Origin of the sequence: Streptomyces europaeiscabiei (assembly GCF_001550375.1) — a bacterium.
GTDB lineage: Bacteria > Actinomycetota > Actinomycetes > Streptomycetales > Streptomycetaceae > Streptomyces > Streptomyces europaeiscabiei.
Map to the genome: position 1 here is coordinate 1 of NZ_LRTR01000352.1, position 23,725 is coordinate 23,725.

Below are 23,725 nucleotides of genomic sequence, written 5' to 3' on the forward strand. Positions count from 1 at the left end.
GGCGCGGAGCGCGGCCGGGCCCAGCGGCGGGCGGGAACGGGTGCCGGCGCCCGGTCGTCCCGGCGCCAACTCAAGCAGGAGTTCGGGGAACTGACGCCGCAGGATGTCGATCCAGCGGGCGGCGCGGGCGGTGTGCTGGGTGGCGAGGCCTGAGGTCATGGTGGACACACTCCGATCTGGGGCAACCAGGAGCCCTTCGACGGCAGGAGCCGATCGACGGCAACCAAGAGCTGGGGCGGGGGCAACTGAGGGGAAAGGAGAGCCCCCTGTTGTTGCGAGCCCGCACACAGCTTCACATGTTGCGATCTCGCGCGCAACAGAGATCGAGGATCATGCCGCCCTTCGGGGCGGGGGTGCGCCGGGAATCGACCAAGGGCCGGTTCGGGGTGGATCGAGGTCGGAACGGGACCGGATTGACGAATGGGCCTCACTGAACCTTTACTCGTGCGTGCGCGCAACGGCATAGTTCGCGTGCGCACGACCGTTAAGGTGGGGGGTAGCTGAGGGGAGCGTCCACATGAAGAGCGATGCCGAACGCGTCGACGAGTTCGCAGCCTGGATCGAGGGCGTGATGCGCGCACGTGGGTACGACATCGACAGCCCGCGCGGCGGTGGCAAGACCAAGCTCGCCGAGGACGCGGGGGTGCACCGGGCGGCCATCACCCGGCTGCTGCAACGCCAGAGCATGCCCGACCTGGAGACCATGCGGGGTCTGTCCCGCGCGCTCGGCATCCCGGTCCGGGATGTCCTGATCCGATCGGGCAAGCTGACCGAGCAGGACCTGCCCCAGGCTCCGGCGCCGTCCGAGACCGGCACGGTCCCCGGCGATCACGCGCTCTCCGCCGAGCAGGCGGCGACCGCGCTGGGCATCCCGGAACACCTCCGGGCGGCCTTCGTGCAGATCACCGAACAGCTCAGACTCGGCACGGCCGCCGGCCAGGCGGTCCCGGAGGCGGGCGCGGACGGGCAGGCGGGTACCTGACCAGCGGTACCCGACCAGCGGTACCTGACCGGCGACCGGCCGGCGTCGGCCGATCGGCGACGGCCGCCCGGCCTCGCCCGGTCGGCGATGCCCCGGTCGGCGATGCCCCGGCCGACGGTGCGCGTGACACTCGTACAGCGTGCGGGGGGACGTACGCTGTACGCACCGTCATGTCCGTCGAAGCCGGGAGGCGGCGCCGTCATGCCCGAGAACCCACGGACCCCCGACGATCCCGCCGCCGCGGTCATCCCCTCCGTCTGGGCCCGCCCCCGACGCCCCGGCCGTGAGCGGCCCGCGCTCACCCGGGATCTGATCGTCGCCGAGGCCGTCCGGCTGCTCGACGAGGAGGGTGTCGACGCGCTGAGCATGCGCCGCCTGGGTGCCCGGCTGAACGTGGGCGCGACCTCCATGTACTCGCACGTCGCGAGCAAGGACGAGCTGATCGAACTGCTCGTCGACCGGATCTACGGCGAGATGGAGGTGCCGGGCCCGGACGCCGCCCAGGACTGGCGGACCGCCGCGACCCGCTGCGCGCACGGTATCCGCGCGACGATCCTGCGCCACCCCTGGACCGCCCCGATGCTGGGCGAGGTCGGCGTCTCCCTGGGCCCCAACTCCCTGCGGCTCACCGAGGGCATGCTCGCCATGTTGCACACGGCGGGCTTCACGCTCGACCGCGCCGACCACGCCGTACGCATCCTCTTCGCGTACGTCCTCGGCATGACCACCACCGAGGCGGCCTGGCTGACCATGCTCGCCCGCAGCGGACAGAGCCCCGAGGACTGGACCCGGCAGGTGGGCCCGGCCATCGAGCGGGCCACCCGCGACCACCCGCACCTGAGCCGCCGGTACGCCGAACAGGCCGGCGCCGAGTCGGCCGACGTCGTCCAGGACAACTTCGACCACGGCCTCCAGTGGATCCTGGACGGCCTCGCGACCCGCCTCTGACGCCCCCCGCTTGAGGGCCGTGCACAGCAGTCGTGCGCGGCCCTTTTCCGCATCCGGGAAGGAACGCCGTACGGCCTTGCGCACAGTGTTCGCAGTGCGTACAGTGTTCCTTGTCGCCGCACAACGTACGGCGCGGCTCCGATTCCCTGCCTCCCGAAGGAGAACGCCATGTCCCAGCAGGCCACCCCCGACCTCGCCCACTGGCAGCACCGCCTCGACACCCTCCGCGCCACCCACGACGTGCCCGGCGCGACCCTCGCCTTCCTCGTCGACGGTGAGATCCACGAGCTGGCGAGCGGTGTGCTGAGCCGGGCGACCGGCGTCGAGGCGACCACGGACTCCGTCTTCCAGCTCGGCTCGATCGCGAAGGTCTACACGGCCGCACTCGTCATGCAACTGGTGGAGTCCGGCGAACTCGACCTGGACGTCCCGGTGGTGCGGGTGCTGCCGGAGTTCGCGACGGTCGACCCGGCGGCCACCGAAGTCATCACACCCCGCATGCTGCTGTCCCACACCAGCGGCCTGACCTGCGACTTCCATATCGACACCGGGCGCGGCGACGACGCGATCGCCAGGTACGTCGAGGCCGCGAAGGGCGTGGCGATGGACTGCCCGCCGGGCACGGCGGTGTCGTACAGCGGGATCGGGTACGTCGTGCTCGGCCGGATCGTCGAGGTGCTGACCGGCCTGACCTGGGACCAGGCGCTCAGGGAGCGGGTGCTGGCGCCGCTCGGGCTGGCGCACACCATGACGCTGCCGGAGGAGGCGCTGCCGTTCCGCGCGGCCATGGGGCACATGGCGGGGGAGGGCGGGACCCAGGTTCCGGCCCCGGTCTGGGACATGATGCCGCGCGCCGCGGGTCCGGGCGCCAGGGTGCTCGCCACCGCCGGTGACGTGGTCCGGTACGCGAAGGCCCACCTCGACGGTGGCGGCGGGATCCTCCGCCCCCGGACCGTGACGGCCATGCAGGCCCGCGAGACCGACGTACCCGACAAGTGGACGGTCAGCGCGGACGGCTGGGGGCTCGGCTGGACGCTGTACGACTGGGACGGCGTCCCGGGCTACGGGCACGACGGCGCCGCGACCGGGCAGTACGCCTTCCTCCGGGTGGTGCCGACCGAGGGCGTCGCCGTCGCACTGCTCACCAACGGCGGCTCGTCCCGCCTCCTCTACGCCGACCTGCTGCGCGAGCTGATGGCGGAGCTGGCCGGGATCACGATGCCCGCGCCGTTCGCCCCGGCCGCCGAGCCGCCCGCCGTCGACATCACGCCCTGGGCCGGTACGTACAAGAGGGAGGGGGTCGTCATCACGATCGCCGAGAGGAACGGCACACCGCATCTCACCTACGCCTTCGTCGACGGCATGGTGGGCTACTCGCCGGACCTGGAGATGGACCTCGTACCCCTGTCGGACACGGTGTTCGCCGGGTCGGGAGGCGGCGCCTCGTTCGCGGAGGACTGGATGCCTGTGGTCTTCGCCACGCTGAGCGACGGCACGCGGTGCGCCTACATTGGCATGAGGGCCGCGCCGAAGGTGGCGTGACCACGAGGTATGACGCCCTGCTCACCGATTCCTCACCGGCCGGTCCGCGCATACGTGAGAGCGAAGTTCCTTTCCGGTCACCCGGTGCCACAGAACAGGAAACGCGCCCTCCCTACCTTCGGGACTCATCACCCCTCATCACCGCATCGCAACACCTGAGCCCGGAGAACGTGGAGGCGTCATGACAGCCCCGAGCACTGCCCCCGCACCAAGCAGGGGAGGCCGCTGGATCGAGCACTGGGATCCGGAGAACGAGGCCTTCTGGAACGAGACCGGCGAGAAGGTCGCCCGCCGTAACCTGATCTTCTCGGTCCTCTCGGAGCACATCGGCTTCTCCGTCTGGACCGTCTGGTCGGTGATGGTGCTGTTCATGGGCCCCGAGTACGGGCTCACGCCGGCCGACAAGTTCTTCCTCGTCTCGATGGCCACGCTGGTCGGCGCCATCGTCCGTATCCCGTACACCTTCGCGGTGGCGCTCTTCGGCGGACGCAACTGGACGGTCGTCTCCGCGAGCCTGCTGCTCATCCCGACCGTCGCGGCGTTCCTCGTGATGGAGCCGGGGACCTCGTTCAACACGTTCCTGATCTGCGCGATGCTCGCCGGTATCGGCGGCGGCAACTTCGCCTCCTCCATGACCAACATCAACGCCTTCTTCCCGCTGCGGAAGAAGGGCTGGGCGCTCGGCCTGAACGCGGGCGGCGGCAACATCGGCGTCCCCGTGGTGCAGCTCATCGGTCTCGCCGTCATCGGGGCGGGCGCCGGTCCGCGCGTCCTGCTGGGGGTCTACATCCCCTTCATCGTGATCGCCGCCGTCCTGGCCTGGGTCAAGATGGACAACATCGCGGAGCTGAAGAACGACACCGGCGCCGCCAAGGAAGCCGTCAAGGACGCCCACACCTGGATCATGTCCTTCCTCTACATCGGCACCTTCGGCTCCTTCATCGGCTACAGCTTCGCCTTCGGCCTCGTCCTGCAGACCCAGTTCGGCCGTACGCCCCTGGAGTCCGCGTACGTCACCTTCATCGGCCCCCTGCTCGGCTCGCTGATCCGGCCGGTGGGCGGCGCGCTCGCCGACAAGTACGGCGGCGCCAAGATCACCCTGTGGAACTACGTCGCCATGGCCGGCGCCACCGGCGTCATCGTCATCGCCTCCATGCAGAAGTCGCTGCCGCTGTTCACCACCGCGTTCATCGTGCTCTTCGTCCTCAGCGGTCTGGGCAACGGCTCCACCTTCAAGATGATCCCGGGCATCTTCCAGGCCAAGGCCCTCGCCAAGGGGCTGGAGGGCGAGGAGGCCGCGGCCTACGGACGCCGCCTCTCCGGAGCCACCATGGGCATCATCGGCGCGGTCGGCGCACTCGGCGGCCTCGGCATCAACCTGGCCTTCCGCCAGTCCTTCCTCACGGTCGGCTCCGGCACCGGCGCCTTCGTCAGCTTCCTCGCCTTCTACGGCATCTGCTTCGCGGTGACCTGGGCCGTATACCTTCGCCGCCCGGCCTCGAACACCTCAGCGAAGACGGCCACGACGGAGGCGAAGCCGCAGCTCAGCTACGCCGAGGTGTGACATCGCCCATGCCTTGAACGAGTGACGTAACACCAGCGACATCAACCCGAACCGAGCCTGTCACGCGCCGTTGACAGGCTCGTTCGGTATGTGGGAGCACCAATCGGTGCATCACCGAGTGCATCGACTGAGTGCAACGACTCGACTGCGGGACGAGAGCCATGTACGACGAACAGCAGCGACCCAGCGATCAGATCGAGCCGATCGACCAGACAGGACGGTTCTGATGGATCGGATGGATCGGGCAGCGCAGACGGAACACGGGCCGCTCGCGGGGTTCACCGTGGGGGTCACGGCCGCCCGCCGGGCCGACGAACTCGGAGCGCTCCTCCAGCGCCGCGGAGCCGCCGTCCTCCACGCCCCCGCGCTGCGCATCGTGCCCCTCTCGGACGACAGCGAGCTGCTCGCCGCGACCAAGGGCCTGCTGGACCAGGCACCCGACATCGTGATCGCGACGACCGCCATCGGATTCCGTGGCTGGATCGAGGCGGCGGACGGCTGGGGCCTGGGCGAGGCCCTCCTCGACCGGCTGCGGGGCGTCGAAGTCCTGGCACGCGGGCCGAAGGTGAAGGGCGCGATCCGGGCCGCCGGCCTCACCGAGGAGTGGTCACCCTCCTCCGAATCCATGGCCGAAGTGCTCGACCGGCTGCTGGAGCAGGGTGTCGAAGGTCGCCGTATCGCCATCCAGCTCCACGGCGAACCGCTCCCCGGCTTCGTGGAGTCCCTGCGCGCCGCCGGAGCGGAGGTCGTGGGCGTCCCCGTCTACCGCTGGATGCCCCCCGAGGACATCACCCCGGTGGACCGCCTCCTCGACTCGGCGGTCGGCCGCGGCCTCGACGCCCTCACCTTCACCAGCGCCCCGGCGGCGGCGTCCCTGCTCACCCGCGCCGAAGACCGGGGCCTGCTCCCGGAGTTGCTCAACGCCCTCAACCACGACGTCCTCCCCGCCTGCGTGGGCCCGGTGACGGCCCTCCCCCTCCAGGCCCACGGCGTGGACACGGTCCAGCCCGAGCGGTTCCGCCTCGGCCCCCTGGTCCAGCTCCTCTGCCAGGAACTCCCCGGCCGAGCCCGCACCCTGCCCATCGCCGGCCACCGCGTGGAGATCCGCGGCCACGCGGTCCTGGTCGACGGCGACCTCCGCCCCGTCCCCCCGGCCGGCATGTCCCTGCTGCGGGCGCTGTGTCGCAGGCCGGGCTGGGTCGTCCCCCGCTCGGACCTCCTCAAGGCCCTCCCCGGCGCGGGCCGCGACGAACACGCCGTGGAAACAGCCATGGCCCGCCTCCGCACGGCCCTCGGCACGCCCAAACTGATCCAGACGGTGGTGAAGCGCGGCTACCGCCTGGCCCTGGACCCGGCAGCGGACACGAAGTACGACGCGTGAGGGTTGTTCGTCGGCGGGTGCGTGGGGGCTGTTCGCGCAGTTCCCCGCGCCCCTGAAAAGCAGGGGCTGCGCCCGGTGCTTTTCGCCCCTGAGTGGCCGTAGGCCGTTAAAGGGGCGCGGGGAACTGCGTGACCAGCCCTCACCGGACCCGCGCTGTGGGGGTAGAAGGGGCACAGCCCCTGTGGATGGGACGGGTAGGGGCGGCGGGGGCGAGCAGATCCAGCCGGCCCCTGGAGGGTTCCACCCCCGGGTGCGGCCGGGCAAGGTAAGGGGTACGTACCCCTCAGGCGCACCCCTGCCGGTCGGCACCCCAAGGCGGTGACAGGCGCATGGCACATGACCCCCGCTTCGACTGCGGTCACCTCTGCCTGGACTTCCTCGCGACCACCCACCCCGAGGAACAACTCGACTCGGCGGACCGACTGCGCGGGTGGATCACCGCGGCCGGCCTGGTCCCCGAGGGCACCCCCCTCGACCACATCGCCCCGCCCTGGCTCGTCGGCTTCCGGGAACTCCGCGGGCACATCGGCCAGTTGGTCCGGGGCGAACCGGACCGCAAGCCCGACTCCCGCCCCTTCGACATCTCCCTGGCGAGGGTCAACGAACTGGCCCGCGCGGCCACCCCGGCCCTGCGGGCCGTCCGCACGGACGACGGCACCTTCACCCGCGCCCTGGACCACACCCCCGACTGCGCCGCCCTGCTCGCCCTGATCGCCCGCGACACCGTGGAGCTGCTCACCGACCCGGTGGCCCGCGCCGGCCTGCGCCGGTGCGCGGGCGACAACTGCCCCATCGTGTACGTCGACACCTCCCGCGGCCGACGCCGCCGCTGGTGCTCCAGCGAGATCTGCGGCAACCGCGAACGCGTGGCCCGCCACCGCCGCCGAGCGGCCCTGGCCCGCGCCTAGCCCACCTCAAGGCATGTCTCTCGCGCCCCACTTCTCCCTGTTGGCGCAGAAATGCCCATCTGCCTTACCCGGCGGGCCAGTTGGTCAAACCCCCTACCTCCGTAAAGAAGCAGCAGTGCTGTTTTTCACATCATGACTTGGGTGCCTTCACAATTCCCGTCCATGCGTGCCGGTTTAACAACGGATATGGACGCACTTGTCCCCCAGCTGCCCCACCCGCACCCCGTTGAATCGAGAAAGTTGTGGCTCAACTCTGAACACACAACTGATTACCTACGTATCCCGATGTGAGCGACCGACTGGGGGAACCCCCGGACACCGGAGGTAGCCGTGCGCAAGGATTCCGCTGTGGCCGATGAACGCCCGCACAGGGCCCGTCATCGCGCATCACAGCCCTCAGAGCCAGACGAGGAGCTGATGCGCGCGCTGTACCGCGAGCACGCTGGACCCTTGCTCGCGTACGTGCTGCGTCTGGTCGCGGGCGATCGCCAGCGTGCCGAGGACGTTGTGCAGGAAACTCTCATCAGGGCCTGGAAGAACGCCGGTCAGCTCAATCGAGCGACCGGATCGGTACGCCCCTGGCTGGTGACGGTCGCACGTCGCATCGTCATCGACGGCCACCGCAGCCGGCAGGCCCGGCCGCAGGAGGTCGACCCGTCGCCGCTGGAGGTCATCCCCGCGGAGGACGAGATCGACAAGGCGTTGTGGCTGATGACACTGTCGGACGCGCTGGACGACCTGACCCCTGCTCACAGGGAGGTCCTGGTCGAGACCTATTTCAAAGGGCGTACGGTCAATGAGGCGGCCGAGACGCTTGGCATCCCCAGTGGCACCGTCCGCTCCCGGGTGTTCTACGCCCTGCGGTCGATGAAGCTGGCTCTAGAGGAGCGCGGGGTGACGGCATGAGCAACATCTACGGGGGGTATGGACCGGGAATGCCCGGGTCTGTGCAAGGAGCCCAAGGTTCCGGTGACAACATCCATGAAACCGTCGGCGCGTACGCCCTCGGGATACTGGACGACACCGAGGCCACCCAGTTCGAGATGCACCTCGCCACGTGCGAATGGTGCGGCCAGCAGCTGGACGAGCTGGCCGGTATGGAACCGATGCTGGCCGCGCTCGCGGACCTGCCCGCTTCCCAGGGCACACCCGCGATCGGCGAGTCCCTGTCCGCGAAACCGACCACCGGACTCGCGGACCGACTGGTCGGCGAGGTCGTCCAGCACCGTGCGAAGAAGACCCGACGCAACTTCTTCATGCTGGCGGCCGGCGTGGCCCTGATCGTCGGCGGCCCGACGGCGGTGTTCGCGACGACGGGCGGCGGGGACGAGGAGCCGCCGGTGGCCGCCGGCCCGGCCCAGGAGGCCTTCATCAAGATGTCGGCGGCGGACAAGGTCTCGGGGACCGACGCGTCCACCCAGGTCAGTGCCACGATCGGCATGGAGTCCAAGGCCTGGGGCACGCACGCGGTCCTGGAGCTGAAGAACGTCAAGGGTCCGGAGAAGTGCTCGCTCATCGCCGTCGGCAAGAACGGCGAGCGCGAGACCGTCACCTCCTGGTCCGTCCCGAAGTGGGGCTACGGCATCAAGAACGCCAAGACGGAGCAGGCCAGAAACCCGCTCTACACCCACGGCGGCGCTGCCTTCACCCCGGACCAGATCGACCACTTCGAGGTCCTGACCTTCAGTGGGAAGAAGCTAGTCTCGGTCAAGGCGTGACACATTGAGACAAGCGGCGAACGGACCCCGGTCGGGCACATAGCCTGGCGGGGTCCTTTTCGCGTACGGTAGACGGCTGCCCAGCACGTCAGAAGGGGGCCCGGGTGGCCGCTCAAGTTCAGCAGGAAACGCTCGACTCCGCTCACGATTCGGTACGTGAGAAGGAGATCGGCGTCGAACAGGAACATCTGGACCGGGTGTACCGGCGTCTTGAGGAGAAGATCCACGAGGCCGAGTTCCTGATGAACGACGCGGCCCAGCGCGGTCAGGTCGGCACGCCCGGCGCGCTCGCCGAGCGGGACGCCCAGGTCTTCCGGGCGGGCATCCACCTCAACCGCCTGAACAACGAGTTCGAGGACTTCCTCTTCGGCCGTATCGACCTGCTGCTCGGCAAGGACGGCAAGAAGGGCCCGGACGGCGCGTACACCGCCGTCGAACCGGCCGAGGGCACCGTCCGCCCCGACAACACGGCCGACATCGCCGAGACCCTCCACATCGGCCGGATCGGCGTCCTGGACTCCGACTACGCGCCGCTGGTCATCGACTGGCGGGCCCCGGCGGCCGCACCCTTCTACCGCTCGACCCCGGTCGACCCCGGCCGGGTCGTACGCCGCCGGGTCATCCGCTCCAAGGGCCGCAAGGTGCTCGGCGTCGAGGACGACCTGATGCGCCCCGAGCTGAAGGCCTTCCTCGACGGCGGCGAACTGCCCGTCATCGGCGACGGCGCGCTCATGGCCGCCCTCGGCCAGGCCCGCAGCCACACCATGCGCGACATCGTCGCCTCCATCCAGGCCGAACAGGACCTGGTGATCCGCGCCCCCGCCGCCTCCGTGACGTACGTCGAGGGCGGCCCGGGGACGGGCAAGACGGCCGTCGCCCTGCACCGCGCCGCGTACCTCCTCTACCAGGACCGGCGCCGGTACGCGGGCGGCATCCTGATCGTCTCCCCGACCCCGCTGCTGGTCGCGTACACCGAGGGCGTCCTGCCGTCCCTCGGCGAGGAGGGCCAGGTCGCCATCCGCGCGATCGGCTCCCTGGTCGACGGCGCGGAGGCCACGCTGTACGACTCCCCGGCCGTGGCCCGCGCCAAGGGCTCGTACCGCATGCTCAAGGTGGTGCGGAAGGCCGCCCGGGGCGCGCTGGAGTCGGGCGACGCGCCCACCCGCCTGCGGGTCGTCGCCTTCGGCCGCCGTATCGAACTGGAGGCCCCCGAGCTGGACCGCATCCGCCACAACGCGCTCGGCGGCACGGCCCCCGTCAACCTGTTGCGCCCCCGAGCCCGCAAGCTGCTCCTCGACGCCCTGTGGGCCCGCTCGGGAGCGGCCGGCCGCCACAGCGACCCGGAGCTGGCCGCCGAGCTGCGTTCCTCCTTCGACGAGGACATCACGAGCGAGGACGCCTTCATCGCCTTCCTCGACGCCTGGTGGCCCGAGCTGACCCCGCGCGGAGTGCTGGCGGCCATGGCCGACGAGCGCCGCCTCGGCCGCTGGGCCCGCCGCATCCTCAACCCGAGTGAGGTCCGCCGTGTCGCCCGCTCCCTGAAACGGGACGGTCTCTCGGTCCACGACGTCGCCGTGCTGGACGAACTGCAGGCCGCCCTCGGCCTCCCGGCCCGCCCCAGGAAGAAGCGCGATCTCGACCCGCTGGACCAGCTGACGGGCCTGGAGGAGCTGATGCCCGCCCGCGAGGAGACCCAGTGGGAGCGGGCCGAGCGGCTGGCGCAGGAGCGGACCGAGTACGCGCACGTCATCGTCGACGAGGCGCAGGACCTGACCCCCATGCAGTGGCGGATGGTGGGCCGCCGCGGCCGCCACGCCACCTGGACGGTCGTGGGGGACCCCGCCCAGTCGTCCTGGTCCGACCCGGACGAGGCGGCCGAGGCCCGTGACGAGGCCCTGGGCACCCGCCCGCGCCGCCGCTTCACCCTGACGGTCAACTACCGGAACCCGGCCGAGATCGCCGAACTGGCGGCGAAGGTGCTCGCGCTGGCCATGCCGGGCTCCGAGTCCCCGTCGGCGGTCCGCTCCACGGGCGTCGAGCCGCGCTTCGTCACCGCCGTACGGGAATCCCTGGCCCGCACGGTCCGCGCGGAGGCCGCACGCCTGCTGGACCTCGTCGACGGCACGGTCGGCGTCGTCGTCGCCATGAACCGCCGCGACGAGGCCGCCCGCTGGCTGGCCGGCCTCGGCGACCGCGTCGTCGCCCTGGGCAGCCTGGAGGCGAAGGGCCTGGAGTACGACGCCACGGTGGTCGTCTCCCCGGCGGAGATCGCCGACGAGTCCCCGGCGGGGCTACGGGTGCTGTACGTGGCCCTCACCCGGGCGACGCAACAACTGACGCTGGTGTCGGGCGAGCGGGACGACCCGGACGACAAGGGCGTACCCGACCTGTTGCGCGACTGATCTCGACTGCGGCCCGGTGAGGGCCGGTCGCGCGGTTCCCCGTGCCCCTGACGGCCTGGGTCGCACCCCGGCGTTCTCGGGGGCGCGGGGAACCGACGCGAGCACCCCGCACCCGCCGACGCACCCCCGGCCTCCCGAGCTCAAGGGCGCCCCAAAAACAACTTGCCGTACGGGAATGGCCTTACGCGATCTGTTTGTTAGCCTGGGTGTGGCACCGGCTCGATCCAAGCCCCCGGGCCCAACCTTCGTCGCTCAGAGCGACCACTTGCCGCGAGGCGAGCATGGCGGGTCGGTGCCACTTGAACGCGAAGAGGTCCACGTCGAATGTGACGTGGACCTCTTCTCGTTGAGAACAAAACGTTCGCAACCCCGGACGGCTAACGCCTACCCGGCGGTAGGTGCGACGATCGGACGGCAAAAAGCGGCAAACGCAGTAGCAGCGAAAGCAGAGGAAGTCGGCCATGGCAACGGCGCCCAGCGTCTCCTACTCGATGACGGTCCGGCTGGAGGTGCCCGCGAGCGGAACCGCGGTCTCCCAGCTCACTGGAGCCGTCGAGTCCCACGGAGGCTCGGTGACCGGCCTCGACGTGACCGCATCCGGCCACGAGAAGCTCCGCATCGACGTCACCATCGCCGCCACCTCCACCGCGCACGCCGACGAGATCGTCGAGCAGCTGCGCCACATCGAGGGCGTGACGCTCGGCAAGGTCTCCGACCGTACGTTCCTGATGCACCTCGGCGGCAAGATCGAGATGGCGTCGAAGCACCCCATCCGCAACCGTGACGACCTCTCGATGATCTACACGCCGGGCGTGGCCCGTGTCTGCATGGCGATCGCCGAGAACCCCGAGGACGCCCGCCGCCTCACCATCAAGCGCAACTCCGTTGCGGTCGTGACGGACGGCTCCGCCGTGCTGGGCCTCGGCAACATCGGCCCCAAGGCCGCGCTGCCCGTCATGGAGGGCAAGGCGGCCCTCTTCAAGCGGTTCGCCGGCATCGACGCCTGGCCGCTCTGCCTGGACACCCAGGACACCGACGCGATCGTCGAGATCGTCAAGGCCATCGCCCCCGGCTTCGCGGGCATCAACCTGGAGGACATCTCCGCGCCCCGCTGCTTCGAGATCGAGGCCCGCCTGCGCGAGGCCCTCGACATCCCCGTCTTCCACGACGACCAGCACGGCACGGCGATCGTCGTCCTCGCCGCCCTCACGAACGCACTTCGCGTCGCGGGCAAGGCGATCGGGGACATCCGCGTCGTCATGTCGGGCGCCGGCGCGGCCGGTACGGCCATCCTCAAGCTGCTCATCGCCGCCGGTGTGAAGAACGCCGTCGTGGCCGACATCCACGGTGTCGTGCACTGCGACCGCGCCGACCTGGTCGACGCCGCCGCCGACTCGCCGCTGCGCTGGATCGCGGACAACACCAACCCCGAGGGCCTCACGGGCACGCTCAAGGAGGCCGTGCGCGAGGCCGACGTGTTCATCGGTGTCTCCGCCCCGAACGTCCTCGACGGCGACGACGTGGCCGCCATGGCCGACAACGCGATTGTGTTCGCGCTCGCGAACCCCGACCCCGAGGTCGACCCCGCTGTCGCCCGGCAGACGGCGGCCGTCGTGGCCACCGGCCGCTCCGACTTCCCGAACCAGATCAACAACGTGCTGGTCTTCCCGGGTGTCTTCCGCGGTCTCCTCGACGCCCAGTCCCGCACCGTCAACACCGAGATGATGCTCGCCGCGGCGACCGCCCTCGCGAACGTCGTCACCGAGGACGAGCTGAACGCGAACTACATCATCCCGAGCGTCTTCAACGACAAGGTCGCGGGCGCGGTCGCCGGCGCGGTGCGCGAGGCCGCGAAGGCGGCGGCGTCGGCCTGAGCCCGCGCTGTGACGGTTGCCACGCCCCGCCCCATCGGCGCGTCGTGGGGCCGGAGGGCTTGTGCCGCCCTTTAGTGTGGCGGCCAAGCTCAGGCCTGTCGCGACTCCCAAGGGTGGTCGCGTGACTCCCAGGGGTGCTGGATTGGCTTTCCCGCCGCAGGTGAGTGCAGGATGCGTTTCTGGGCGCGAGGGTCTGACGACGGACCCGGTCCGCCTCAACGGCAAGAAGAACACGGGAGTAACAACATGAACCGCAGTGAGCTGGTGGCCGCGCTGGCCGACCGCGCCGAGGTGACTCGCAAGGACGCCGACGCCGTGCTGGCCGCGTTCGCCGAGGTTTGCGGCGACGTGGTCGCCAAGGGCGACGAGAAGGTCACCATCCCCGGCTTCCTGACCTTCGAGCGCACCCACCGTGCCGCTCGCACCGCTCGTAACCCGCAGACCGGCGACCCGATCCAGATCCCGGCCGGCTACAGCGTGAAGGTCTCCGCGGGCAGCAAGCTCAAGGAAGCGGCCAAGGGCAAGTAGCCTTGCCGTCTCCGTCCCACGGGATGGTGTACGGCGCGTGGAACGCCTGATGGGGGCGGCACCCGGGAAACCGGGTGCCGCCCCCATCGTGGTGCGGGAGGGGCGCCGTGACGCGGCTGCGGGGCGCGCCACGGCTGGTCGCGCCCCGCGGTGTCACCCCCGCCCCTTACGGGTGACTGCTCAGCCGAACGCCTTGCCCGGCAGTTCGACCTTCGCGCCCAGCTCCATGAGCTTCTCCATGAAGTTCTCGTAGCCGCGGTTGATGAGCTCGATGCCGTGGACCCGGGAGGTGCCCTGGGCGGCGAGGGCCGCGATGAGGTAGGAGAAGCCGCCGCGGAGGTCGGGGATGACCAGATCGGCGCCCTGGAGACGCGTGGGGCCGGAGACGACCGCGGAGTGCAGGAAGTTGCGCTGGCCGAAGCGGCAGTTCGAGCCGCCGAGGCACTCGCGGTAGAGCTGGATGTGCGCGCCCATCTGGTTCAGCGCGGACGTGAAGCCGAGGCGGGACTCGTACACCGTCTCGTGGACGATCGAGAGGCCCGTGGCCTGCGTCAGGGCCACGACCAGGGGCTGCTGCCAGTCGGTCTGGAAGCCGGGGTGGACGTCCGTCTCCAGCGCGATCGACTTCAGCTGGCCACCGGGGTGCCAGAAGCGGATGCCCTCGTCGTCGATCTCGAAGGCACCGCCCACCTTGCGGTAGGTGTTCAGGAACGTCATCATCGAGCGCTGCTGGGCGCCCCGGATGTAGATGTCGCCCTCGGTCGCCAGCGCCGCGGACGCCCAGGAGGCGGCCTCCAGACGGTCCGGGAGCGCCTTGTGGTTGTAGCCGCCGAGCGAGTCCACACCGGTGATGCGGATCGTGCGGTCGGTGTCCATCGCGATGATGGCGCCCATTTTCTGCAGGACGCAGATGAGATCCTCGATCTCCGGCTCGATCGCCGCGTTCGCGAGTTCCGTCACGCCCTCCGCGAGGACGGCCGTGAGCAGCACCTGCTCGGTCGCGCCCACCGACGGGTACGGAAGCTGGATCTTGGTACCGCGCAGCCGCCGCGGCGCCTCCAGGTACTGCCCGTCCTCCCGCTTCTCGATCTTCGCGCCGAACTGCCGCAGCACCTCGAAGTGGAAGTCGATCGGCCGGCCGCCGATGTCGCAGCCGCCGAGACCGGGGATGAAGGCATGGCCGAGCCGGTGCAGCAGAGGGCCGCAGAACAGGATCGGGATGCGGGACGAGCCCGCGTGGGCGTCGATGTCGGCGACGTTCGCGCTCTCCACGTTCGTCGGGTCCATCACCAGCTCGCCCGGCTCGTCACCCGGGCGGACCGTTACGCCGTGCAGCTGCAGCAGCCCGCGCACGACCCGCACGTCGCGGATGTCGGGCACGTTGCGCAGCCGGCTCGGACCGCTGCCGAGCAGCGCGGCGACCATGGCCTTGGGTACGAGGTTCTTCGCACCGCGGACACGGATCTCGCCACTGAGCGGGGTGCCGCCGTGTACAAGCAGTACGTCGTCAGAGCCGTTGACGGTCATGGATCTCGCGTTCCGTGGAGTTGGGCAGAGGCTTTCCGGCGTGGACGGACGGCCGGTGGACCCGTTGTGCGGGGACCGGCGCGGCGTGGGCCGGAGAGCTAGCGTAATCGCCGCCCACCCCCCTTCCGTAAGCCCAAGGACCTCTCAGCCACGTCATGGGTTTGCCACAACACGAACCGTTCACCACCGGCCACGCGGGGTCACCGTCACAGCCGTGCGCCCCGCCTGCTTCCCCCCGTCGTGAGCTGCATTCACACCGCTACCGGCATTGGCTCCCCGCGCGGGGGCAGGATGCGGGATCATGTCTGGCATGACCGAGGTGTCCTCGCTCACAGGGCGGCTGCTCGTGGCCACGCCCGCCCTGGCGGACCCGAACTTCGACCGCGCTGTCGTGCTGCTCCTCGACCACGACGAGAAGGGCTCGCTCGGCGTGGTCCTCAACCGGCCGACGCCGGTGGGCGTCGCCGACATCCTGGAGGGCTGGGCGGAACTCGCCGGCGAACCGGGGGTCGTCTTCCAGGGCGGCCCGGTGCAGCTGGACGCGGCGCTGGGGGTGGCGGTGATACCCGGCGGCGGCTCCGTGGACCGGGCCCCGCTCGGCTGGCGGCGCGTGCACGGCGCGATCGGCCTCGTCGACCTGGAGGCCCCGCCGGAGCTGCTGGCGTCCGCGCTCGGCTCGCTGCGCATCTTCGCCGGGTACGCGGGCTGGGGCCCCGGCCAGCTGGAGGACGAACTGGTGGAGGGGGCCTGGTACGTCGTCGAGTCCGAACCCGGTGACGTCTCCTCGCCCTGCCCGGAGAGACTCTGGCGCGAGGTCCTGCGCCGCCAGCGCAGTGAACTCGCGATGGTGGCCACGTACCCGGACGACCCCTCGCTCAACTGATGTGGATCAGATCCGTGTCCGCGCGTGGGAGTTGTGGCGAGACGGGGGCGGCGTCGCCGGCCCCTGCCGCACCATCGCGCCGACGGTCGGGGCTGGACGCGAACACGGCGTCACCACCAGGGACGCCCGTTGTACAAGCCAGGGACCCACAGTCCCCGGCAGTTGATTACCCTTGCAGTCATGAGCACTCTTGAGCCCGAGCGCGGTACTGGTACGGGGACCCTCGTCGAGCCGACGCCGCAGACGTCGCACGGTGACGGTGACCACGAGCGCTTCGCCCACTACGTCCAGAAGGACAAGATCATGGCGAGCGCCCTCGACGGCACGCCCGTCGTGGCGTTGTGCGGCAAGGTGTGGGTCCCGGGCCGTGACCCGAAGAAGTATCCCGTGTGCCCCATGTGCAAGGAGATCTTCGAGTCCCTCGGCGCCGGCGGCGACCAGGGCGGCAAGGGCGACGGCAAGCAGTAGCCGGAGGTCCGGCCGTACCCCCGGGTGCGGTGCGCCGGATCGTTCGGGTGAGGGCCGCGGTGCCTGTGGTGCGGGTGCCGCGGCCTTGTCATGCCTGGGTGCGGTCGTTCGGTCTGCCGTGGTTCGGTGTGTGTGTGGGTGCGGTCGGCGCGATGAGTGCCGGCCGCTGTTCGTTTTCGGCCGTCGATCACTGAATTCCCCCATTCCCGGCCCGGCGCGGCCATCGTTGCGTTGCACGGAGTGCGTCTGCCGGTCACAAGGTGGTTGAGACCTCTTGTGGGCGTTGTCATGTACTCCCTAGCCTCCGAGGTGTTGTAGAGAGCAAAACGCACGTTGCGCATGTTGCAACGCTCCGCTCCCCCCTCCGGAGGACCGCTCATGAAGCTCGCCGCCAGACTCGCCACGCCCGTAGCGGCCCTAGCCCTCGTCGGGCTGACCGCCTGCGCCCCCCAGACCTCCGACAACTCCTCCTCCGGGGAGGACGAGACGACCGGCACCCTCCGGGTCTGGCTCTTCCAGGAGGTGAGCAACGAGCCGAAGCAGAAGGTCGTCGACAAGGTGCTCTCCGCCTTCGAGAAGGCGCACGACGGTGCGAAGGTGAAGGTCGAGTACATCCCCGTAGAGACCCGCGCCCAGCGCATCAAGGCCGCCTTCAACGACCCGAAGAGCGCCCCGGACCTCATGGAGTTCGGCAACACCGACACGGCCGGCTATGTGAAGGACGGTGGACTCGCCGACGTCACCACGGAGTTCAACGACTGGTCCGAGGCCAAGGACTCCGACCCGACCGCCAGGACCTCCGTGACGGTCGACGGCAAGATCTACGGGGCGCCCTTCTTCGTGGGCGTGCGCGCGCTGTACTACCGCACCGACGTCTTCGAGGAACTCGGTCTCCAAGCCCCGAAGTCCCTCGACGAGCTGACCGCCACCGCGAAGAAGATCCGTGCCGCCGAGCCCGACCTGTACGGGCTCGTCGTCGGCGGCGCCTACACCTACGGCGCGATGCCCTTCGTCTGGGCCAACGGCGGCGAGATAGCCGAGGGCAAGGGCGGTTCGTACGCCTCCACGATCGACAGCGCGGCCGCCCGGAAGGGCATCGAGACGTACACCTCGCTGTTCGGGGACGACAACTGTCCCGCCGCCAAGTGCGCGAGCATGGGCGGCAACGACACGGTCACCGCGTTCGCGGCCGGCAAGGCGGGCATGGCGATCGGCGGCGACTTCAGCCACGCGGCCGTGGAGGCCGGCAAGGTCAAGGGCACATACGCGGTCGTACCGCTGCCGGGGGTGAAGCCCGGCTCGGTGGCCCCCGCGTTCGCGGGCGGCAACAACGTCGGCGTCCTGAAGAGCACCACGCACCGCACCCTCGCCGTCGACCTGATGAAGCGGCTGGCGTCCAAGGAGACCCAGGGCGAACTCTTCGACGCGATGGGCTTCCTGCCGACCTACACCGACGTACGCGCCGAGGCGGCCGAGAAGGAGCCGTTCATCGAGCCGTTCGTCAGGACGCTGTCCTCCGGGACGAAGTTCGTGCCCGCCTCCCCGGCGTGGGCGCAGATCGACGCGTCGCTGGTACTGCCGACGATGTTCCAGGAGGTCGTCAGCGGCAAGAAGGACGTGGCTGAGGCGTCGAAGGACGCGGCGAAGCGGATGAACGATGCGTTCAGCTCCGCCGGTTGAGCAGGGGACGCCCACTGGGGTGGGGGGTGCCGAGCGTGGGCGGCCTCGGGTGGGTCGTGGTTTCTCACGCAGTTCCCCGCGCCCCTCGCGGGGCGGGGGCGGCTGGACCCCCTGGCTCTATCTCGCCCCCGCGCTCGTCGTCCTCGGCGGGCTGCTCGTCTATCCCGTCTACCAGCTCGGCCTGATCTCGCTCCTCGAATACACCCAGGCCCAGGTCAGCGGCGGCGAACCGACCTCCTTCCAGGGCTTCGGAAACTACGCCGAACTGTTCGGCGATCCCGAGTTCTGGCAGGTCCTGCTGGCCACGGTCGTGTTCGCGGCGGCCTGTGTGGTGGCCACGCTCGCCGTCGGGTGCGCGCTCGCCGTGCTGCTGACACGCGTACGGGCCGTGCCGCGCCTCGCGCTGATGCTGGCGGCGCTGGGCGCGTGGGCGACCCCGGCGATCACCGGCTCCACGGTGTGGCTGCTGCTGTTCGACCCGGACTTCGGCCCGGTCAACCGGATCCTGGGCCTCGGCGACCACTCCTGGACGTACGGGCGTTACAGCGCCTTCTTCCTCGTCCTGCTCGAAGTGGTGTGGTGCTCCTTCCCGTTCGTGATGGTGACCGTCTACGCGGGCATCCGCTCCGTACCCTCCGAGGTCCTGGAGGCCGCGGCCCTGGACGGTGCCTCGCAGTGGCGGATCTGGCGGTCGGTCCTCGCGCCGATGCTGCGGCCGATCCTCGTCGTCGTCACCATTCAGTCGATCATCTGGGACTTCAAGGTCTTCACCCAGATCTATGTGATGACGGGCGGCGGCGGTATCGCGGGCCAGAACCTCGTACTGAACGTGTACGCCTACCAGAAGGCCTTCGCGTCCTCCCAGTACAGCCTCGGTTCGGCGATCGGCGTGGTGATGCTGGTGATTCTGCTGGCGGTCACCCTGGTGTATTTGCGACTGCTGCGCGGACAAGGGGAGGAGCTGTGAATTCGCTGGGTTTCGTACGGCGGCCCTGGCGGCTGGTGGCGGAGGCATCAGCCCTGCTCATCGCGGTCGTGGTGGCGTTCCCGCTTTACTGGATGGTGCTGAGCGCGTTCAGGCCGACGGGTGAGATCGAGTCGGCCGAGCCCCGGCCCTGGACCCTCGCGCCGACCCTGGATTCCTTCCGCCGCGTCTTCGGGCAGCAGGAATTCGGCCGCTACTTCGTCAACAGCCTTGTCGTCGCCTGCTCGGTGGTGGTCGTCTCCGCGCTGATCGCGTTTCTCGCGGCGACGGCGGTCACCCGATTCCGCTTCCGATTCCGCACCACCTTGCTGATCATGTTCCTGATCGCCCAGATGGTGCCCGTGGAGGCGCTCACCATCCCGCTCTTCTTCCAGATGCGGGACTTCGGCCAACTCAACACCCTGGGCGCGCTGATCCTGCCCCACATCGCCTTCTCACTGCCGTTCGCGATCTGGATGCTGCGCGGCTTCGTGAAGGCCGTACCCCAGGCGCTGGAGGAGGCGGCCCAACTCGACGGGGCGAGCCGTTCCCGATTCCTCTGGCAGATCCTTTTCCCCCTCGTCCTCCCCGGGCTGGTGGCCACCAGCGTCTTCTCGTTCATCTCCACCTGGAACGACTTCCTGTTCGCCAAGTCGTTCATCATCAGCGACACGTCCCAGTCGACCCTGCCGATGGCCCTGCTCGTGTTCTACAAGCCGGAAGAGCCGGACTGGGGCGGCGTGATGGCGGCGTCCACGGTGATGACCGTTCCGGTGCTGATCTTCTTCGTACTCGTACAGCGACGGCTGGTCTCCGGACTGGGCGGCGCGGTCAAGGACTGACGTGACGAAAACGGACCTGATTCCGGCGCCCCTCGCCGTCGAGGGGCCCATGCGCTGCGGCGTATCGCTCGACGAGAACACCACCCTGTGGGGGGCACCGGGCACGGAGGGGACGCAGCGCTGGCTGCGCTCGACCCTCGGCGCGGCCCTCGGGCTGTCGCTGCCGCCCGGCCCCGAGGACGCGCGCGACGCGGTGCGGCTGCGCCTGGATCAGAGCCTGGAGCCGGAGGCGTACAAGCTCGGGGTCGTCGCCGACTGGGGCGTCGAGATCCGGGGCGGCGGCCCGGCGGGGGTCTTCTGGGGCGCCCAGACCCTGCGTCAACTCCTCGGCCCCGAGGCGTTCCGGCGCGCCCCGGTCCGCCCGGGGATCACGTACGGCATCGCGCACCAGACCGTCGAGGACGCCCCCCGTTTCGGCTGGCGCGGCCTCATGCTCGACGTCGCCCGGCACTTCCTGCCCAAGGACCAGATCCTCCGCTATCTGGACCTGATGGCCGCGCACAAACTCAACGTCCTCCACTTCCACCTGACGGACGACCAGGGCTGGCGGATCGAGATCGAGCGATACCCGAGGCTGACGGAGGTCGGCTCCTGGCGGGCGCGCACGAAATCCGGCCATCGCGCGTCACCCCTCTGGGAGGAGAAACCGCACGGGGGTCACTACACGAAGGACGACATCCGCGAGATCGTCGCCTACGCGGCCGAGCGGCATATCACCGTGGTCCCCGAGATCGACATCCCGGGACACAGCCAGGCCGCCATCGCCGCGTATCCGGAACTCGGCAACACCGATGTCATCGACACGACCTCCCTCACCGTCTGGGACACCTGGGGCATCAGCAAGAACGTACTCGCCCCCACCGACAACACCCTGCGCTTCTACGAGGGGGTCTTCGAGGAGGTCCTGGAACTGTTCCCGTCGACCTTCGTGCACATCGGCGGCGACGAGTGCGCCAAGGACCAGTGGAAGGAGTCGGCCACCGCGCAGGCCCGCATCCGGGAGCTGGGGCTCGCGGACGAGGACGAGTTGCAGTCGTGGTTCGTCCGGCACTTCGGCAACTGGCTGACCGCGCGCGGGCGTCGCCTGATCGGATGGGACGAGATCCTGCAGGGCGGGAGCCGACAGGGGATCAGAACACCCGGAGGCGAGGCGACGGGAATCAACCTCGCGCCGGGGGCTGCCGTGTCGTCCTGGCGGGGCTACGCGGGCGGTGTCACGGCGGCCCGCGCGGGCCACGACGTGGTCATGTGCCCCGAGCAGCAGGTGTATCTGGACCACCGTCAGGACGGCGGCCCCGACGAGCCGGTGCCCATCGGCTTCGTACGCACCCTGGAGGACGTCTTCCGGTTCGAGCCGGTACCACCGGAGTTGACGCCCGACGAGGCACGGCACGTGCTGGGCGCCCAGGCCAATGTGTGGACCGAGGCGATGGAGGACCCCGCGCGCGTGGACTACCAGACGTTCCCGCGCCTGGTGGCCTTCGCCGAGGTGGTCTGGAGCCGGCTGCCGGAACCCGCCGAGCGTGACTTCGCCGACTTCGAGCACCGGATGACGGCCCATTACCCGCGACTTGACGCCCTGGGGGTCGGGTATCGGCCGCCCTCGGGTCCACGTCCATGGCAGCAGAGACCCGGCGTGCTCGGACGTCCGATCGAGGGGAGGCCCCCGAACGTGTGAGGCGACCGCGAACCCGTAGGACCGAAAGCGCGTGCCCTGCGACGGTGACAGCAGAGGGAACAAGAGGCGCAAGAGGTGAAAGTGGCGCCACGCGTGCTAATTCGCACCTATGGGTGATGCCGGTCCAAAACGGACCACCTCTCGGGCGGGGTGGGTGAACGCCTCCTGGCGGACCCCCGCGTTCGGGCCTCGCGAGAATGTGCCAGAGTTGCCACGTCCGCCCTGTCAGCACGTACCGTACGGCAACACAGGCGGACCAGGTGGGGCAGCGGGAAGGGGCAGCCGGTTTGACCACGCACGCACCGCAGGCGGCGCAGGCCGTGACCCTGCCCGGCTCGCTGGACGAGGCCGTGGCGGCCCTCGCCGCCATGCCCTGGGCGGTTCCGGTGGCGGGCGGCACGGACCTCATGGCCGCGGTCAACTCAGGGCAGCTCAGGCCCGCCGCGCTGGTCGGCCTCGGCAAGATCAGCGAGATCCGCGGCTGGCAGTACCAGGACGGACACGCCCTGCTGGGTGCCGGACTGACGCATGCGCGGATGGGGCGCCCGGACTTCGCGGCGCTCATTCCGGCGCTCGCCGCAGCCGCGCGCGCCGCCGGACCACCGCAGATCCGCAACGCCGGCACCCTCGGCGGCAACATCGCGACGGCCGCCCCCACCGGGGACGCGCTGCCCGTGCTGGCCGCCCTGGAGGCCACGCTGATCATCGCGGGCCCGGGCGGAGCCCGCCGTGAGATGCCCGTTTCGCACCTGCTGGCCGGCATGGAAATGTTGCGACCCGGTGAACTCATCGGCTTCGTGCGCGTGCCGCTGCTGCACGCGCCCCAGGTCTTCCTGAAGGCCACCGGCCGCACCGGCCCCGGCCGCGCGGTCGCCTCCGTCTCTCTCGTCCTCGACCCCGCCCGGCGCGGGGTGCGGTGCGCCGTCGGAGCCATAGCGCCGATGCCGCTGCGCCCCCTGGACGCCGAGGCGTGGGTCGGCCGGCTGATCGACTGGGACGGCGAGCGCACCCTCGTCCCCGAGGCGCTCCAGGCCTTCGGCGAGTACGTCGCCGCCGCCTGCATCCCGGACCCGGCCCCCGAGGTCGACGGTTCCGTACCACCGCTTCCGCCCGCCGTACTGCACCTGCGGCGCACCGTCGCCGCGCTGGCCCGACGAGCACTGGGGAGGGCACTGTCGTGAGCGACGACCAGCACGGAGAGAGCACCCCGCAGCAGGGGGGCCAGGGCTTCTGGGAACGGCTGCCGCAGGGCGACTACGACGACGGCGCCACCACCTTCGTCCAGCTCCCCGAGGGGGGCATCGACGCGCTGCTCGCCGCCGACAGCCCGCTGGCCGCGCCCGGCCACGGCTATGTGCCGCCGCAGATAGCGGCGAACGCCACGGCCCACACCGCCGGAACCGACCCGTCCGTCCCGGGCACGTGGGCGATGCCGGCCGGGGGCGCCCAGTGGCACGACCCGAACGCCGGGCAGCCGCAGCCCCCGACGCAGGACGGGTTCACGTACAACCCGGGCTCGACCGGGCAGTGGACGTTCGAGGAGCCGGCCGCGCAGGAAGGAGCCGCTCCCGGTCACGATGTGACCGGCGAGTGGTCGATTCCGGTCGCGGGGGGTGACCTTCCGGACGAATCCGGCGAGTTCAGCACATCGGCCCTCGTCGAGCAGTGGGGCGGCAACCCGCCCGCCACGCTTCCCGGCGGCGCCGCCGCGCCCTGGGCGACCGAACAGATCGGCACGGCGTGGACCGCGCCGCCGCCCCCGGCCGACGAGCGCCGGCCCGAGGAGCACGCGGCCGGGAGCCGTACGCCGGGGGAGAGCGCGGCAGGCGGGGCCCC

19 protein-coding genes and 1 pseudogene are annotated in these 23,725 nt (G+C 70.3%); 19 read left to right on the top strand and 1 reads right to left on the bottom strand.

Annotated features, from left to right (window positions below; translation table 11 throughout):
• The first annotated feature begins 517 nt into the window (after window positions 1–517).
• The 11 genes from AWZ10_RS16680 (at window position 518) to AWZ10_RS16730 (ending at window position 13,847) form a co-directional block, all read left to right on the top strand.
• Window positions 518–982: a helix-turn-helix domain-containing protein gene (locus AWZ10_RS16680; protein WP_046702832.1), complete on the top strand. Its 465-nt coding sequence runs from the start codon at window positions 518–520 to the stop codon at window positions 980–982.
• Between the two features lie 201 nt (window positions 983–1,183).
• Window positions 1,184–1,930, top strand: a complete 747-nt coding sequence (locus tag AWZ10_RS16685) for a TetR/AcrR family transcriptional regulator (RefSeq protein ID WP_046702831.1) — start codon at window positions 1,184–1,186, stop codon at window positions 1,928–1,930.
• A gap of 168 nt (window positions 1,931–2,098) precedes the next feature.
• Window positions 2,099–3,472, top strand: a complete 1,374-nt coding sequence (locus tag AWZ10_RS16690; protein WP_046702830.1) for a serine hydrolase domain-containing protein — start codon at window positions 2,099–2,101, stop codon at window positions 3,470–3,472.
• Between the two features lie 181 nt (window positions 3,473–3,653).
• Window positions 3,654–5,036 carry a nitrate/nitrite transporter gene (locus AWZ10_RS16695; protein ID WP_046702829.1) on the top strand — a complete coding sequence of 461 codons (1,383 nt, stop codon included), beginning with the start codon at window positions 3,654–3,656 and terminating at the stop codon, window positions 5,034–5,036.
• Window positions 5,037–5,262: 226 nt separating this feature from the next.
• Window positions 5,263–6,417 (top strand): uroporphyrinogen-III synthase, encoded by a 1,155-nt coding sequence (locus AWZ10_RS16700; RefSeq protein WP_046702828.1) that lies wholly within the window; start codon window positions 5,263–5,265, stop codon window positions 6,415–6,417.
• 329 nt (window positions 6,418–6,746) lie between these two features.
• Window positions 6,747–7,325, top strand: a complete 579-nt coding sequence (locus AWZ10_RS16705; RefSeq protein WP_046702827.1) for a CGNR zinc finger domain-containing protein — start codon at window positions 6,747–6,749, stop codon at window positions 7,323–7,325.
• 330 nt (window positions 7,326–7,655) lie between these two features.
• Window positions 7,656–8,231 carry a sigma-70 family RNA polymerase sigma factor gene (locus AWZ10_RS16710; protein ID WP_013003188.1) on the top strand — a complete coding sequence of 192 codons (576 nt, stop codon included), beginning with the start codon at window positions 7,656–7,658 and terminating at the stop codon, window positions 8,229–8,231.
• 29 nt (window positions 8,232–8,260) lie between these two features.
• A complete protein-coding gene (locus AWZ10_RS16715; protein ID WP_173531442.1) occupies window positions 8,261–9,043 on the top strand; it encodes an anti-sigma factor family protein in 783 nt (260 codons plus the stop codon).
• 104 nt (window positions 9,044–9,147) lie between these two features.
• Window positions 9,148–11,445, top strand: coding sequence for a HelD family protein (locus AWZ10_RS16720; RefSeq protein ID WP_046702825.1), 2,298 nt, complete (start codon window positions 9,148–9,150; stop codon window positions 11,443–11,445).
• 461 nt (window positions 11,446–11,906) lie between these two features.
• A complete protein-coding gene (locus tag AWZ10_RS16725) occupies window positions 11,907–13,319 on the top strand; it encodes an NAD-dependent malic enzyme (protein ID WP_037703593.1) in 1,413 nt (470 codons plus the stop codon).
• A gap of 246 nt (window positions 13,320–13,565) precedes the next feature.
• On the top strand, window positions 13,566–13,847 hold the full coding sequence (locus AWZ10_RS16730; protein WP_037703592.1) for an HU family DNA-binding protein: 282 nt from the start codon (window positions 13,566–13,568) through the stop codon (window positions 13,845–13,847).
• 180 nt (window positions 13,848–14,027) lie between these two features.
• On the opposite strand, the gene murA is transcribed toward AWZ10_RS16730, so the two are convergent.
• The gene (gene murA / locus AWZ10_RS16735) at window positions 14,028–15,374 is read right to left on the bottom strand and encodes a UDP-N-acetylglucosamine 1-carboxyvinyltransferase (protein ID WP_046702824.1); all 1,347 of its coding nucleotides are present in this window, start codon (window positions 15,372–15,374) and stop codon (window positions 14,028–14,030) included.
• Window positions 15,375–15,684: 310 nt separating this feature from the next.
• On the opposite strand from murA, the gene AWZ10_RS16740 reads away from it, so the two are divergent.
• The 8 genes and pseudogenes from AWZ10_RS16740 to AWZ10_RS16775 all read left to right on the top strand — a co-directional run.
• Complete coding sequence (locus tag AWZ10_RS16740) at window positions 15,685–16,257, top strand: YqgE/AlgH family protein (RefSeq protein WP_037703590.1); 573 nt, start codon at window positions 15,685–15,687, stop codon at window positions 16,255–16,257.
• Between the two features lie 180 nt (window positions 16,258–16,437).
• Entirely contained in the window at window positions 16,438–16,725 is a 288-nt protein-coding gene (locus tag AWZ10_RS16745; protein WP_037703589.1) for a DUF3039 domain-containing protein, read from the top strand.
• A 378-nt stretch (window positions 16,726–17,103) separates the two neighbouring features.
• Window positions 17,104–18,405 (top strand): extracellular solute-binding protein, encoded by a 1,302-nt coding sequence (locus tag AWZ10_RS16750; protein ID WP_060891459.1) that lies wholly within the window; start codon window positions 17,104–17,106, stop codon window positions 18,403–18,405.
• On the top strand, window positions 18,383–19,372 hold the full coding sequence (locus AWZ10_RS16755; RefSeq protein WP_107084438.1) for a carbohydrate ABC transporter permease: 990 nt from the start codon (window positions 18,383–18,385) through the stop codon (window positions 19,370–19,372). Before AWZ10_RS16750 ends, AWZ10_RS16755 begins: the two co-directional genes overlap by 23 nt.
• The gene (locus tag AWZ10_RS16760; protein ID WP_046702821.1) at window positions 19,369–20,211 is read left to right on the top strand and encodes a carbohydrate ABC transporter permease; all 843 of its coding nucleotides are present in this window, start codon (window positions 19,369–19,371) and stop codon (window positions 20,209–20,211) included. The genes AWZ10_RS16755 and AWZ10_RS16760 overlap by 4 nt, the downstream gene beginning before the upstream one ends.
• Before the next feature lies 1 nt (window position 20,212).
• On the top strand, window positions 20,213–21,889 hold the full coding sequence (locus tag AWZ10_RS16765) for a beta-N-acetylhexosaminidase (RefSeq protein WP_046702820.1): 1,677 nt from the start codon (window positions 20,213–20,215) through the stop codon (window positions 21,887–21,889).
• Window positions 21,890–22,176: 287 nt separating this feature from the next.
• Window positions 22,177–23,070: an FAD binding domain-containing protein gene (locus AWZ10_RS16770; protein WP_046702819.1), complete on the top strand. Its 894-nt coding sequence runs from the start codon at window positions 22,177–22,179 to the stop codon at window positions 23,068–23,070.
• Window positions 23,067–23,725, top strand: a pseudogene (locus AWZ10_RS16775) ((2Fe-2S)-binding protein); the annotation flags it as partial. The gene AWZ10_RS16770 and the pseudogene AWZ10_RS16775, both read left to right, overlap by 4 nt.